Source organism: Streptomyces typhae, assembly GCF_009755605.1.
GTDB classification, from domain to species: Bacteria; Actinomycetota; Actinomycetes; order Streptomycetales; family Streptomycetaceae; genus Streptomyces; species Streptomyces typhae.
Genome location: NZ_WPNZ01000011.1, coordinates 82,093 through 96,138, shown reverse-complemented (window position 1 = coordinate 96,138; position 14,046 = coordinate 82,093). Strand labels below are relative to the sequence as shown.

12 protein-coding genes are annotated in these 14,046 nt (G+C 74.4%); 6 read left to right on the top strand and 6 right to left on the bottom strand.

What is annotated here, in order from left to right; genetic code table 11:
- Positions 1-152: 152 nt before the first annotated feature.
- Both GPA10_RS20860 and GPA10_RS20855 read right to left on the bottom strand, forming a co-directional pair.
- A complete protein-coding gene (locus GPA10_RS20860) occupies positions 153-1,310 on the bottom strand; it encodes an acyl-CoA dehydrogenase family protein (protein WP_157166825.1) in 1,158 nt (385 codons plus the stop codon).
- Positions 1,310-2,443: an acyl-CoA dehydrogenase family protein gene (locus tag GPA10_RS20855; RefSeq protein WP_157166824.1), complete on the bottom strand. Its 1,134-nt coding sequence runs from the start codon at positions 2,441-2,443 to the stop codon at positions 1,310-1,312. Before GPA10_RS20855 ends, GPA10_RS20860 begins: the two co-directional genes overlap by 1 nt.
- Before the next feature lie 186 nt (positions 2,444-2,629).
- Between GPA10_RS20855 and GPA10_RS20850 the strand changes: the two genes are divergently transcribed.
- The 4 genes from GPA10_RS20850 (at position 2,630) to GPA10_RS20835 (ending at position 8,235) form a co-directional block, all read left to right on the top strand.
- A complete protein-coding gene (locus GPA10_RS20850) occupies positions 2,630-3,436 on the top strand; it encodes an SDR family oxidoreductase (protein ID WP_343041160.1) in 807 nt (268 codons plus the stop codon).
- 150 nt (positions 3,437-3,586) lie between these two features.
- The gene (locus GPA10_RS20845) at positions 3,587-4,174 is read left to right on the top strand and encodes a TetR/AcrR family transcriptional regulator (RefSeq protein ID WP_058851469.1); all 588 of its coding nucleotides are present in this window, start codon (positions 3,587-3,589) and stop codon (positions 4,172-4,174) included.
- A gap of 49 nt (positions 4,175-4,223) precedes the next feature.
- Positions 4,224-5,381 carry an acetyl-CoA C-acetyltransferase gene (locus GPA10_RS20840; RefSeq protein ID WP_157166823.1) on the top strand — a complete coding sequence of 386 codons (1,158 nt, stop codon included), beginning with the start codon at positions 4,224-4,226 and terminating at the stop codon, positions 5,379-5,381.
- Between the two features lie 205 nt (positions 5,382-5,586).
- Positions 5,587-8,235 carry an ATP-binding protein gene (locus tag GPA10_RS20835; RefSeq protein ID WP_157166822.1) on the top strand — a complete coding sequence of 883 codons (2,649 nt, stop codon included), beginning with the start codon at positions 5,587-5,589 and terminating at the stop codon, positions 8,233-8,235.
- A 200-nt stretch (positions 8,236-8,435) separates the two neighbouring features.
- Here the strand turns inward: GPA10_RS20835 and GPA10_RS20830 are convergent, their stop codons facing one another.
- The 4 genes from GPA10_RS20830 to GPA10_RS20815 form a co-directional block, all read right to left on the bottom strand.
- Entirely contained in the window at positions 8,436-9,497 is a 1,062-nt protein-coding gene (locus GPA10_RS20830; protein ID WP_246259519.1) for an NAD(P)H-dependent flavin oxidoreductase, read from the bottom strand.
- Positions 9,498-9,568: 71 nt separating this feature from the next.
- Positions 9,569-10,426, bottom strand: coding sequence for a CoA-transferase subunit beta (locus tag GPA10_RS20825; RefSeq protein ID WP_198351658.1), 858 nt, complete (start codon positions 10,424-10,426; stop codon positions 9,569-9,571).
- Positions 10,423-11,274 (bottom strand): CoA transferase subunit A, encoded by an 852-nt coding sequence (locus GPA10_RS20820; protein ID WP_157166952.1) that lies wholly within the window; start codon positions 11,272-11,274, stop codon positions 10,423-10,425. Before GPA10_RS20820 ends, GPA10_RS20825 begins: the two co-directional genes overlap by 4 nt.
- Before the next feature lie 158 nt (positions 11,275-11,432).
- Positions 11,433-12,191, bottom strand: coding sequence for an enoyl-CoA hydratase family protein (locus tag GPA10_RS20815; protein ID WP_058851411.1), 759 nt, complete (start codon positions 12,189-12,191; stop codon positions 11,433-11,435).
- 70 nt (positions 12,192-12,261) lie between these two features.
- On the opposite strand from GPA10_RS20815, the gene GPA10_RS20810 reads away from it, so the two are divergent.
- Both GPA10_RS20810 and GPA10_RS20805 read left to right on the top strand, forming a co-directional pair.
- Positions 12,262-13,026: an SDR family oxidoreductase gene (locus GPA10_RS20810; protein WP_157166821.1), complete on the top strand. Its 765-nt coding sequence runs from the start codon at positions 12,262-12,264 to the stop codon at positions 13,024-13,026.
- Between the two features lie 80 nt (positions 13,027-13,106).
- Positions 13,107-14,046 (top strand): SDR family oxidoreductase (locus GPA10_RS20805; protein WP_157166951.1); only part of this gene is annotated, 940 nt, incomplete at its 3' end.

Sequence of the window (14,046 nt, the reverse complement as noted above, 5' to 3'; positions counted from 1 at the left end):
TGCTGCCCCGCCGTCTGGTCGGGTGCTGCCCCGTCCGGCCGGGGACCGCGCCCGTACCGCCGGGTGCCGCCCCCGCCTCGCCGGGTGCCGCCTCCATGATCCTTGAGACCGCGGGCCCCGTCACCCCCCGACGGCGCCCCTCTGGACGGTGCTCACCCCCGACGGCACTCACCCCCGGACGGCACTCGCCCTCCGGCAGCACGCACCTCCCCGACGGCGCGCACCACCCGACCCCGCCATTCCTCCGGCCCGCCCCAGGCGCCCCGCAGTGCCCGTGCCTTCAGGAGCCACAGGGACAGGTCGTACTCGGCCGTGTACCCGATGGCGCCGTGCAGTTGCAGCGCGGCGCGGGCCGCCTGGTGCGCCGCGTCCCCGGTGGCCACCTTGGCGGCGGCGAGGTCCACCTCGGCCTGCCGGTCCCCGCCCGCCAGGGCCACCGCCGCCCCGAACACCAGCGGCCGCGCGAACTCCAGGCCCACCAGGACGTCCGCGAGCCGGTGCTTGACGGCCTGGAAGGAACCCACAGGAACCCCGAACTGCGCCCGCCGGCGCACGTACGCCACCGTGCGGTCGAGGAGCGCGTACCCGACTCCCAGGCACTGCGCTGCCGTCGCCAGGGCCGCCCAGTCGCGTGCCCGCCGGGCCGCGGTGTCCGCGTGCGCCCCGGACGCCAGCCGCTCGCCGCCCGGCAGGAGCCCGGCCGACCGGCGGGTCGGGTCGAGGGTCGCGCGCGGGTCCGTGTGCCCCGGGGCGAGCCGTATCTCGCCGTCACCGGCGGCGAGCAACACTGTGGCGGCGTCCGGATCCAGGGCGCGGGGGCCGGTGGCGGAGCCCGCGCCGGTGTCGGTGCCGCCCGCGTCGAAACCGGCGTCGGTGCCGGTGCCGGTACCGACACCGGCGTCGGTACCGGTGCCGACGCCGACGCCGGTGAGTGTCAGCGTCGCCACCGCCGAGCCGCCGACGAGCCCCGGCAGCAGCCGCTCCGCCGCGTCCGGCGACCCGAGTTCGGCGAGGCGGGACAGGAGCGCCACCGACGCCACCGTCTCCACGAGCGGTCCGGGCACCGCGTGCCGTCCCAGCTCCACGAAGGCGACGGCCGTCTCGACGGGCAGCGGTCCCACGCCCGCGTGCTCCTCGGGTGCCGCGAGGGCGAAGACACCGGCCGTGCCGAGCCCGCGCCACACGGCGAGTCCGGGGGCGTGCTCCCCGGCGGCCCAGGCGCGCGCGGCCGCCGGGGTGCCGGCGGCCGTCAGCATGCCGTCCAGCGAGCGCGCGAACGCCCGCTGCTCGTCGTCCAGGAGGAACCGCATCACCGGCGTCCCTTCGGCAGGCCGAGCAGCCGCTCGGCGATCAGGTCGCGCTGGATCTCGTTGGTGCCCGCGTAGATCGGCCCCGCGAGCGCGAACACATACCCCTCGGTCCAGTCGCCGCACTCCGTCCCAAGCAGGTCGAGCGCGGTCTCGTGCACGGCTATGTCGTGCTCCGACCAGAACACCTTGTTCAGGCTCGACTCCGCGCCGAGCGGCGCACCGGCGGCGCCGCGCGCCACCCCGGCCCAGGTGTAGAGCTGATAGGCGCGCGCCCCGATCACCGCGTCGGCGACCCGGTCGCGCAGTGCGGTGTCCGAGGGGTCGCCGTGCGCGCGCCACTCGCGCACGAGCCGCTCCGCCGTCGCGAGGAAGCGCCCCGGCGGACGCAGCGTCAGACCGCGCTCGTCGCCCGTCGCCGACATCGCGATGCGCCAGCCCTGGCCCGGTTCGCCGATCACGTCCTCGTCGGGCACGAACACGTCGTCGAGGAACAGCTCGGCGAAGGCGGGCTTGCCGTCCAGGCGCCCGACGGGCCGCACCGTGACGCCGTCCGCGTCGAGCGGGAACATCAGATACGTCAGGCCCCGGTGCGGCCGGTCCGCCGCGGGATCGCTGCGGAACAGACCGAAGGCGCGATCGGCGAAGGCGGCCCTCGACGACCACGTCTTCTGCCCGTTCAGGACCCAGCCGCCGGACGCGCGGCGGGCGGTGGAGCGCAGCGAGGCCAGATCCGAACCCGCCTCCGGCTCCGACCAGGCCTGGGCCCAGACGGTCTCGCCGCGCGCCATGGGAGACAGCAGACGGGCGCGCTGCTCGGACGTGCCGAAGTCGAAGAGGGTGGGCGCGAGCAGGCTGATCCCGTTCTGCGAGACCCGGCCCGGGGCGCCCGCCCCGTGGTACTCCTCCTCGAACAGGAGCCACTCGACGATCCCGGCGCCGCGCCCGCCGTACTCCTCGGGCCAGGACACCACCGACCAGCGGTCCGCGGCGAGTTCGCGCTCCCAGGCACGGTGGGCGGCGAACCCCTCCGCCGTTTCGAGGGACGGCAGCGGCCGCCGGGGCACGTGGCCGGCCAGCCAGGCGCGCGCCCGGCGCCCGAACTCCTTGTGCGCCGCCGTGAGATCGAGGTCCATGCCGGTCCGCCTTCCACCCGGGCATCTTCCCTAACAAGTGTTTGGTAGGTTACCGTGCGGGGGAGGCATTCGTCGAGAAGCAACGAGAAGCAACGAGAGGTACCGAGGAGTGCCCGAGAAGAGCCCGACGGGCGCCCGACGCGTGCGGAGAAGCTCGGCGGCCTCGGAGGAGTTCCGGGTGAGGGGGTGGCGGGAGTGGTCGACGCGGACAGGACGGCGGCGTCGTACGTGGCCGGTCACGGCCTGCTCGACGGCCGCACGGCCGTCGTCACGGCGGCGGCGGGAGCGGGCATCGGCGGCGCCACCGCACGCCGCTTCCTTGAGGAGGGCGCGCGCGTCGTCGTGGGCGACGTGCACGCGCGCCGCACGAAGGAGACGGTCGCGCGGCTCACCGAGGAGTTCGGTGCCGGGCGCGTGCACGGCGCGGCGTGCGACGTGACGGACGAGGCGCAGGTCGGAGCCCTGTTCGACCTGGCCGAGCGGCACCACGGGGGCCTGGACATCGTCGTGAACAACGCGGGTCTCGGCGGCACCGCCCTGCTCGCGGACATGACCGACGACCAGTGGGACACGGTCCTCGGCACCACGCTCACGGGCACGTTCCGCTGCACCAGAGCCGCCCTGCGCCGCCTGCGCGCCGCCGGCCGCGGCGGCATCGTCGTGAACAACGCCTCGGTGCTCGGCTGGCGCGCACAGCCCGGCCAGGCGCACTACGCGGCGGCGAAGGCCGGCGTCATGGCCCTCACCCGCTGCGCCGCCCTGGAAGCGGCACCCGACGGTGTCCGCGTCAACGCCGTGGCGCCCAGCATCGCCCTGCACCCGCATCTGGCGAAGGTCACCTCCGGCGGACTCCTGGACGAGCTCACCGCACGCGAGGCGTTCGGACGCGCCGCCGAGCCCTGGGAGGTGGCCAACGTGATCGTCTTCCTCGCCTGCGGCTATTCCTCGTACATGACGGGGGAGACGGTCTCGGTCAGCAGCAGGCACCCCTAGGCGGAGAATGACCGTGTGCCGAATCAGAAGCAGTCCAGCGACACCAGCGCGAAGCAGACCACCAGCAGTGAGCCGGGCGGCGGCAAGCAGGTCGCCGACGGCAGGCCGGGCGGCGGCGAGCGGGCCGCCCGCGGCAAGAAGAAGCCCCCGGTGACCCCCTCGCCCGAGCGGCGCGGCGAGCTGCTCGGCATCGCCGCGGACGTCTTCGCCGAACAGGGCTACAACGCCACGACCGTACGCAAGATCGCAGACGCCGCGGGCATGCTCGCCGGCAGCCTCTACTACCACTTCGACTCCAAGGAGTCGATGCTCGAAGAGATCCTGCGCACGTTCCTGACGGAGCTGTGGGACGGCTACGACAGCGTCCTGTCCGCACCACTGGGCCCGCGCGAAACGCTGGAGGCCCTCGTCACCGAGTCCTTCCGGGAGATCGACCGGCACCGCTCCGCCGTCGCGATCTACCAGAAGGAGTCCAAACACCTGGTCACCCAGACCCGGTTCGAGTACCTGGTCGAGTCGCAGCAGCGGTTCGAGAAGGCCTGGCTCTCGACGCTGGAACGGGGCGTCACCGAAGGCGCCTTCCGGGCCGACCTGGACATCCGCCTCGCTTACCGCTTCGTGCGCGACACGGTCTGGGTCGCCGCGTCCTGGTACCGCCCCGGCGGCGGCCACAGCCCCGAGGAGATCGCCCGCCAGTACCTGTCGATGGTCCTGGACGGCATCGCCGTACGCACGTAAGCGCGCGCCGTCGCCCGTACGGCGCCACGACCGCGAGGAGTACGCAGCCATGGCCGAGGCCTACATCGTCGAAGCGGTCCGCACGCCCGTCGGCAAGCGGGGCGGGGGCCTGGCCGCGGTCCACCCCGCCGACCTCGGCGCCCACGTCCTGAGCGCGCTCATGGAGCGCTCCGGCGTCGATCCGGCCGCCGTGGACGACGTCGTCCTCGGCTGCCTGGACGCGGTCGGGCCGCAGGCCGGGGACATCGCGCGCACCGCGTGGCTGGCCGCCGGGCTGCCCGAGGAGGTGCCGGGCGTGACCGTGGACCGGCAGTGCGGCTCCTCCCAGCAGGCCCTGCACTTCGCCGCGCAGGCCGTTCTGTCGGGCACCCAGGACCTCGTCGTCGCGGGCGGCACGCAGAACATGTCGATGATCCCGATCGCCTTCGCGTCCCGGCAGGCCGCGACGCCCCTCGGCCTGACCGACGGCCCGTTCGCGGGCAGCGAGGGCTGGCGCGCCCGCTACGGCGACCGGCCCGTCAGCCAGTTCCACGGCGCCGAGCTGATGGCCCAGAAATGGGACATAGACCGCGCCGACATGGAGGAGTTCGCGCTCCGCTCCCACCGGCGGGCCCTGCGCGCCGCCGACGAGGGCCGCTTCGACCGCGAACTCGCCCCCCTCGCGGGCGTCACCGCGGACGAGGGGCCGCGCCGCGACACCACGGCGGCGAGGATGGCGGGACTCACCCCCGTCGTCGCCGGCGGCACCATCACCGCGGCCTGCTCCTCCCAGGTCTCCGACGGCGCAGCCGCCCTGCTCCTCGCCGGTGAACAGGCCGTCCGCGACCACGGGTTGACGCCCCGGGCCCGCGTGCACCACCTCTCGGTGCGCGGCGAGGACCCGATCCGGATGCTGTCCGCACCCATCCCCGCCACGGCACACGCCCTGAAGAAGACCGGTCTGACGCTCGACGACATCGACCTCGTCGAGATCAACGAGGCCTTCGCGCCGGTCGTCCTCGCCTGGCTGAAGGAGACCGGAGCCGATCCCGGCCGCGTCAACGTCAACGGCGGCGCCATCGCCCTCGGCCACCCCCTCGGCGCCACCGGCGCCCGCCTGATGACCACCCTGCTGCACGAACTGGAGCGCACCGGAGGCCGGTTCGGCCTCCAGACCATGTGCGAAGGAGGCGGCCAGGCCAACGTCACGGTGATCGAACGGCTGTGAACCGCGCGCGGCCGCCGCCGAAGCCGCCGTGGCGGGTTCCGGCCGCCCTCTCCGGGCGCGACCGCGCGGCAGCGGCAGCGGCAGTGGCATATGACAACCTGTCACTCCATGTGGGAGTAGCTGCACGGACCGCGCACCGCGACGCCCCCCGCCCGGCTAGTCTCAAGTTCTGTACGTCGATTGAGCGACCCCTGGAGGTAGCGCGATGACGCAGGGACGGCCCGGTGGCGGCGCCTGGGCCCCGCTGTGGGAGCGCGAGACGGAACTCGCCGCGATCCACCGCGCGGTGGCCGATCTGTGCTCGGACCGGACGCACCGGGGCGGTCTGCTCGTCTTCAGCGGCGAGGCCGGCATCGGCAAGACGGCGCTGCTCGCCGAGGCCCGCCGCATCGCGCGGGACCGGTCGGCCGCGGTCTGGGTGGCACGCGGCGGCGAGACCGTGAAAGAGGTCCCGTTCAAGGTCGTACGGCAACTCCTCCAGCCCGCCCTGATCTCGCTCACGCCCGAGGAGACCCGCGAGTACCTGGGCGACTGGTACGACATCGCGGGCCCCGCCCTCGGCATCACCGAGCCGGGCAGCGGCCGCCCCGACCCGCAGGCGGTGTGCGACGGCCTCGTCGACGTCGTCACCCGCCTCGCCCGGGTGCACTGGCCCCTCGTCCTCATCGTCGACGACGCGCACTGGGCCGACCAGGAGACCCTGCGGTGGCTCGCCGCGTTCGCCGAGAAGCTGGACGACCTGCCCGTCCTCCTGGTGGTCGGCCACCGCCCCGGCGAGGCCGGCGGCGACAGCGCCGTGCACCTGGCCGCGGTCCGCTCCGCCGCGCGCCCCACGACCGTGCTCCAGGCCCTCACCCCGGACGCCGCCGCGGGCCTGACCCGCGCCACGCTCGGCGAGCACGCCGACGCCCCGTTCTGCCGTGAGGTCTGGGCGGTCACCGGCGGCAATCCGTACGAGTCCGTGGAACTGCTCGCCAAGGTCCAGGACAGCGAGATCGAACCGGTGGAGAGCTCCGCCGCCGAACTGCGCGACCTCAACCGCTCGGCACGCGGCCGCGGCCTCGTCGACCGCATCCAGGAACTCGGCACGGACGTCGCCCAGTTCGTCCGGGCCGCCGCCATCCTCGGCTCCTCGTTCTCCGTGGAACTCGCCGCGTCGCTCATCCCCATGCCGCTCGCCGTCGCCGAGCGGTGCGCGGAGCGGCTCGCCGCCGCCCGCATCGTGACCGGCGGCGAGACGGGCCTGGAGTTCGTGCACCCGCTGATCGCCTCCGAGGTGTACCGCTCGATGCCGCCCGCCACCCGCACCGCCTTCCACGGCCGGGCCGCCTGGGCCGTCATGGATTCGGGGCGCGGTGCCGCCGCGGCCTCGCCGCACCTCCTCGAAGTCATCCCCGACGACGATCCCGAACTCGTCACCCAGCTCCGCCAGGCCGCCACCGAACACCTCGCGACCGGCGCCCCCGACGCGGCCCGCCGCTGCCTGGAGCGGGCCCTGCGCGAACCGCCCCGGCCCGGCGTGCACGCCCGCGTGCTCTACGAACTCGGCTGCGCCACCCTGCTCACCTCACCCGCCACCACCGTCCGGCATCTGCGCGAGGCACTGTCGCTGACGGGGCTCGGCCCGGAGCTGCGCGTCGACGCCGTCTGCCGCCTCTCGCAGGCACTCGTGCACAACGACGAACTGGGCGAGGGCCTGCGCGTCATCGACGAGGAAGCCGCGCGACTGCCCGACGGCACCGCCCGGCTGCGGCTCCAGGCCGTCCACTTCATGTGGGAGGGCATCCACGCGGGCGAGGAGGACGCACCGGGCCGCTCCCGCCGCCTCGCCGCGCTCGCGGGACCGCTGACCGGCCGCGACAACGCCGAGCGGGCGCTGCTCATCCTGCGCGCCTTCGACGCGATGACCCGCGGGGAGAACGCCGAGGAGGTCGTCGAGCTGTGCGACCGCGCCCTCGTCAACGGCCGGCTCGCGCCCGGTCTCGGCTGGACCGACACCGAGTGGAGCTTCGAGCTGCGCCTCATGCTCGGCAGCTCCTACGCCTTCGCGGACCGGCTCGACCGCGCGGAGAGCCTGTTCTCCGAAGCGGTGAAGGCATACGAGTCGGCGGGCTGGAGCGGCGGGCACCTCGCGCTCGCCCACGCCTTCCTGGGCTATGTGCACCGCAGGCGCGGCCGGCTCAGGGACGCCGAGAAGTCGCTGCGCGAAAGCCTGCGGCTCGCCGACCGCGTGGGGCAGGGCGGACTCCCGATGCACTGGGAGGCCGCCAGCATGCTCATCGACACGCTGCTGGCCCGCGGCCACGCCGAGGAGGCCAAGGCCGTCGCCGACCGGTACGGCTTCGCCCCGCCGTCCGCCTCCACGATCTACGTGCCCGACGCCATGTCCGTACGCGGCAGGCTGCTGCTCGCGCTCGGCCACACGGAGGACGGCCTCAACGAACTGGAGGCCACCGCGAAGGCGCTGACCGCTCGCGGCCAGTACAACACCGTGCTCGCACCGTGGGCCTACGACCTCGCCCGCGCGCTCGCGCACGAGGACCCGCGGCGCGCCGCCGACCTCGTCGGCGACGCCCGCGTGCAGGCCGAGCGGTTCGGCACGGACACGGCGATCGGGGAGGCGGTGCGCTGCGCGGCGGGGCTCGCGTCCGGTACGCGCGCCGTGGCCCTCTACGCCAAGGCCGTGACGTACCTGGAGGCGTCGCTCTGTGCGTACGAGCACGCTGTCGCGCGTGTCGAGTACGGGATCGCCGCGGGGGACGTCGACGCCGTGCAGCATGGGCTTGCCCTGGCGCGGGCGTGCGGGGCGGATGGGCTTGCCGCCCGGGCCGAGCGGGAGTTGGCCGGGGTGTAGGTCCCGGCGGCCCCTGCCCGGCTTGCCGTCGATCGGCCTGCGGCCTCGTCCTCAAGCGCCGGACGGGCTGGTTTGTGCGGGCTGGGGCTTGTTGTCGGGTGCCGGGCCGTTGCTGGGGTGTCGGCCTGCGGGCTCGTCCTCAGGCGCCGGACGGGCTGGGATGGCCGGGCTGGGGCCTGCTGTCGGGTGCGGGCCTGTCCTCAAGTGTGGGGCGGGCTGGGTTGTGCGGGCTGGGGCTCGTCGGTGGGTGCGGGGGCGTCCTCACGTGTGAGGCGGGGGGCGTGCAGCGCTTCCAGTGTTCGTGTTGCCTCCCGTACCGTTCTTTCGATCAGTTCCGCGCACGTCGGCAGGTCGTCGATGAGGGCCGCCACCTGGCCCGAGGCCATCAGGCCGCGGTCCGGGTCGCCGTCCACCAGGGCGGACTTGAGCATCATGGGGGCGTTGGCGGCCAGGAGGAGCTGACTCCAGGACAGGTTTCCGCCGTGGCGCAGGGACAGGCCGTCGCGGATCAGGCCGGGCCAGGTCGTGCCGGAGACGTGGCGGAACGCGGAGGCGTGACGGACGGCGCGGAGCAGGGAGCGGAGGGGGCCCGACCGCTCCAGGGCGGCCACGAGGTCCGTGCGCAGCATGCGGTGGGGGAGGCCGTCCACACGCGTGGTGACCGTGATGTCCCCGGCCGTCGCCGCGAGATAGCGGGCCTTCACCGCGTCCGGCACGGTGGACTCCGCGGTGAGGAGGAAGCGTGTGCCCATCGCGACGCCCGCCGCCCCGTACGCCAGCGCGGCGACCAGGCCCCGGCCGTCGCGGAAGCCGCCCGCCGCGATCACGGGGATGTCCACGGCGTCCACGACCTGGGGCAGCAGGACCGTCGTGGCGACCTCGCCGGTGTGCCCGCCGCCCTCGCCGCCCTGCACCACCACCGCGTCCGCGCCCCACGCCGCCACCTTCTCCGCGTGCCGTCGCGCCCCCACGGACGGGATCACCAGGACACCGGCGGCCTTGAGCTCCGCCATCAGGCCCTCGGACGGCGCGAGGGCGAACGACGCCACCCGCACCCCCTCCTCGATCATGATGCGCACCCGCTCACGGGCGTCCCCCGCGTCGGCGCGCAGATTCACCCCGAACGGCGCCTGCGTACGGGACCGGACCTTCCGCACCGCCGCACGCAGCCGCTCGGGCGTCATCGTGGCGGACCCCAGGATGCCGAGCGCCCCGGCGTTCGCCACCGCCGACACCAGGCGCGGGCCCGCCACCCAGCCCATGCCGGTCTGCACGAGCGGGTGCCGCACCCCGACCAGCCGGGTCAGTTCCGTCCGCGGTCCGGGCAGCGCGGTCACGGCGCGGGCACCTCTCGCTCGCGCAGCCCCGCCGGGTCCAGGACGGCTCGGATCAGATGGAGTTCCCCGGTGGTCGGCTCCCGCGTGCGGTCCGGGAGCGGGCCGTCCGGGAGCCCTCCGAGGGGGAAGCCCGTGGCCGCGCGGACCTCGTCGGCGGTCACCCCCGGGTGCAGGCTCACCACCCGCATCGCGCGCTCCGGCGTGCCGAAGTCGAAGACGCCCAGGTCGGAAACCACCCGGCGCAGCTCGTGGAAGCGCGTCGCGGACGGGCCCGCCGCCGCGGCGCTGTCGTACCCGACGCCGCAGATCATGTCGACCCGCTCGACGAACACCCGGGGCGAATGCCGCGGGATCCAGTAACTCACGGGGTTGTTGAGGGTGTTGGCGGGCGCGCCACGGGCCCCGAGGAGCTGGCGCGTGGGCTGCCGCCAGTCGCCGACACAGCTGATGTTCTGGTTGCCGAAGCGGTCGATCTGGCTCGCGCCCATCATCACGTGCCGACGGCCGCCCATCACCATCGTCAGATGGCGCCGGTACGGCAGCCAGCCCTCCGTCACCGCCGACCGCGCCCCGACCGCCGGCGCGTCGCCGATCAGCAGGGCCTCGCCGTCGGTCAGGAGCAGCTCGGGTGCGAACGTCAGCTTTGCCAGGCGCGCCGCGATCGTGGGCACCGTGCCCATGGGGGCGGCGAGCACCTCGCCGTCTCCCCGCCACGCCTCGGCGCACGCGACCACGCAGTACTCGGCCCGCGTGACCGTCGTCGGTGGCGGTGGCGGTGGCGGTGGCGGTGGCGGTGGCGGTGGCGGTGCTGGCGCCGGTGCCGCTCTCGGTGGCGGCGGTGTCGGTGCTGTCATCGCTGCTCCTCGTGCCAGGACCGCACGGCCGTGCGGTAGTCCTCCTCGTCCGTGCCGGACAGGAAGCGGGACGTGAAGGCCCGCCAGGTGTCCGGGGTGCGCGCCGCCGTGGCGTACTCCCTCTGGAAGGCCTCGTCGCGGCCGTGGTCCGGCGCGCACGAGGTGAAGTGGGCGCCCCCGGGGGTCTCGGCGACCCCCGTCACCGCGTACCGCGACACGAGGAGCGTCTGCGGCGCCGCGTCGCGGGTCAGCTCGGCGGTGGCCACGATCCGCTCGCACGTCACGTACGCCGTGTCCGCGGCCTCGCAGAACAGGTCGTCGAAGTACGGATCGGGGCCCAGATACTGGCCGTTGCCCAGGGCGTCCGCGCGGTCGAGGTGCACGACGGCCGCGTCCATGGGCAGGGCGGGGACCGCCACCAGCTCCTCCCCGTCCGCGTACGGCGACGTCACCGTACGCAGCGCCGGGTTCACGCGCAGGACGTCCGAGCCGAGGCCCGCCCGGACCGGCAGGAACGGGAGCCGCTGGGCGCCCGCGGTCAGCCCCTGCAGGAACATCGCCTCGTCCAGCTCCACCAGTTCGAGGGCGCCGCGCTCGCGGGCCGCCCGGAAGTGCGGCTCCAGCGGGATCGAGTCGAGGGTCACGAACGGTGCGACCAGCTTGCGGACGCGGCCCGCCGCGGCCAGCAGGCCGACGTCGGGGCCGCCGCAGGAAAGCACCGTCAGGTCCGTGACGTCGGAGCGCAGCAGCGCCCGCACCAGGGCCATCGGTTTGCGGCGCGAGCCCCAGCCGCCGATGCCGAGCGTCATGCCGCTCTCCAGGCGCCCCACGATCGCGTCGACCGTCATGACTTTCCCGGCCCCGCCGCCCCTCCCCGCATCGCGGGCGTGCCCGTCCGGCCCGCCGTGTCCGCCGTGCCTGTCCGGTTCGTCGAGTCCGCCGCGTCCGTCCGGTCCGGCGTAACCGCCGCGTCCGTCCGGTGCGCCGTGCCCGCCGTGCGCGTCGTTCATCGGGGTCCCCCCGTCTCCGTCCGGCCGAAGTCCGCGCGGACGCGGTCGGCGAGGCCGCTGAGGCTGGCCTCGAAGGTGAAGCCCTGCTCGAAGCGGTAGCTGCGGTGCACGTCGACCGGGTCGATGCCGTTGATCGCGGCCTTGGCCAGGCGCAGCAGCGTGCCGTCCTTGCGGGCGATCTCGCGGGCCAGCTCCAGGGCCGCCGCGCGCAGCTCCGCGCGGGGCACCACCCGCCACACCGAGCCGTGCGCGTGCAGTTCGGCGGCGGTCGCCGTGCGCGAGGTGTAGTACAGCGCCCGCATCAGATGCTGCGGCACCAGGCGCGCCAGATGCGTGGCGGCGCCGAGCGCGCCGCGGTCGAGCTCCGGCAGGCCGAAGGTGGCGTCGTCGGCCGCCACGATCGCGTCCGCGTTGCCGACGAGGCCGACGCCGCCGCCGAGGCAGAAGCCCTGCACCGCGGCGACCACCGGGACCTCGCAGTCGTACACCGCGGAAAAGGCCGCCGCACAGCCGTGGTTGGCGCCGAGCAGCGCTCCGTGCCCGGCGTCGCGCTGCATCTCCTTGATGTCCACGCCCGCGTTGAACCCGCGGCCCGCCGCGGCGAGCACCACGCAGCGGACACCGGGGTCCCGGCCCGCCGCGCGCACCGCGTCCGCCAAGTCGTACCAGCCCCGCACCGGCAGGGCGTTGACCGGGGCGTGGTCGACGGTGACGACGGCCACGCCGCTCTCCGGAGCCGAGGTGGAGACAGACATCGGGGAATCCGCTACCTTTCGACCAGCGCCATCAACCAAACATTTGTTAGTTGTCTGGAAGGTAGCAGCCATGACTGACAAGGGACAGACGGTCGTGGTCACCGGCGGCACCCGCGGTGTCGGCGCGGGCATCGCACGACGCTTCCTCGCCGCCGGAGCGCGCGTCGTCGTGTGCGCCCGCAGACCCCCCGCCGCGCCCGTCGAAGCGGGCGGCGCCGCCGCCGAGTTCCGCGTCCTCGATGTGCGCGACGCTGCCGCGGCGGCCGACTTCTTCGCCGGGGTGGCGGCCGACCACGGGCGGATCGACGTCCTGGTCAACAACGCGGGCGGCACGCCGTTCGGGCTGCTCGCCGAGTCGCCCGTCGCCCGCCAGACGAAGATCGTCGAGCTGAACCTGCTGTCCCCGCTCTACGCCTCCCTGGGTGTCTACGAAGTGATGCGCCGTCAGGAAGAGGGCGGGGTCATCGTCATGATCGGCAGTGTCAGCGGCACCCGTCCCTCACCGGGCTCGGGAGCCTACGGCGCCGCCAAGGCGGGCCTGGAGAACCTGGCACGCACCATGGCCGTCGAGTGGGCGCCGCACGTGCGCGTGAACACCGTCGTGCTCGGCCTCACCCGCACGGAGAGCTCCCACCTGCACTACGGCGACGAGGTGGGCGTCGCCGCGGTGGGCCGTACGGTCCCGCTCGGCCGCCTCGCCGACCCGGCGGACGTCGGGGACGCCTGCCTCTTCCTGGCCTCGGACGCCGCGCGGTATGTCAGTGGCGCCGCGCTGCACCTGCACGGCGGCGGCGAGCGGCCCGCGTTCCTCGGCGCGGCCTCCGTGAACCACTGACATCCACACGTCCGGCCGTCTGTCCACGTAGCCGTCTGTCCACGAAGCCGTCTGTCCACCCTATGAAGGGGAGTGCGCGTATGAAGGCGAACACCGCCGCGGGATCCGGGATCTGCGCGGGCCGTGTCGTGATCGTCACCGGTGCGGGCCGGGGCCTCGGACGCGCGCACGCCCGCGCGTACGCCGCCGAGGGGGCGCGCGTCGTCGTCAACGACCTCGGAGTGCGACTCGACGGCACCGGCACGTCCGGCGGGCCCGCGCAGGACGTCGTCGAGGAGATCCGCGCGGCGGGCGGCGACGCCGTCGCGCACCGCGGGGACATCGCCACCTCCGAAGGCGCCGCCTCCCTGGTGCGGGCCGCCCTGGAGACGTACGGCCGCCTGGACACCCTCGTCAACAACGCGGGTTTCCTCCGCGACCGCATGCTGGTCAACCTCGACGAGGAGGCCTGGGACGCCGTCGTACGCGTCCATCTGAAGGGCCACTTCCTGCCTCTGAAGCACGCCGCCGTCCACTGGCGCGCCGAGGCCAAGCAGGGCCGGACGCCGCACGCGTGCGTGGTCAACACCAGCTCCGGCGCGGGCCTTTTCGGCAGCGTCGGCCAGGGCAACTACAGCGCCGCCAAGGCCGGGATCCTCGGCCTCACCCTGGTGGCGGCGGCCGAACTGGCCGCCTACGGAGTGCGCGTGAACGCCGTGGCGCCCGCCGCCCGGACCCGTATGACCGAGCAGACCTTCGCCGACGCCATGGCTCCTCCCGAGGACGACGGCCCCGGCACCTTCGACGCCATGGCACCGGAGAACGTGTCCCCCCTGGTCGTCTGGCTCGGCTCGGAGTCCTCCGCCGGTGTCACCGGCCGCGTCTTCGAGACCGAGGGGGGCCGCATCACCGTCATGGAGGGCTGGCGCCCCGGCCCGAGCCTGGACAAGGGCAGCCGTCACGGTGCCGCCGAGGCGGGCGCGGTGGCCCTGGAGATTTTTTTTAATGTCACCCCCCCCCCCCCCTTGTTAGTGGGGGGCA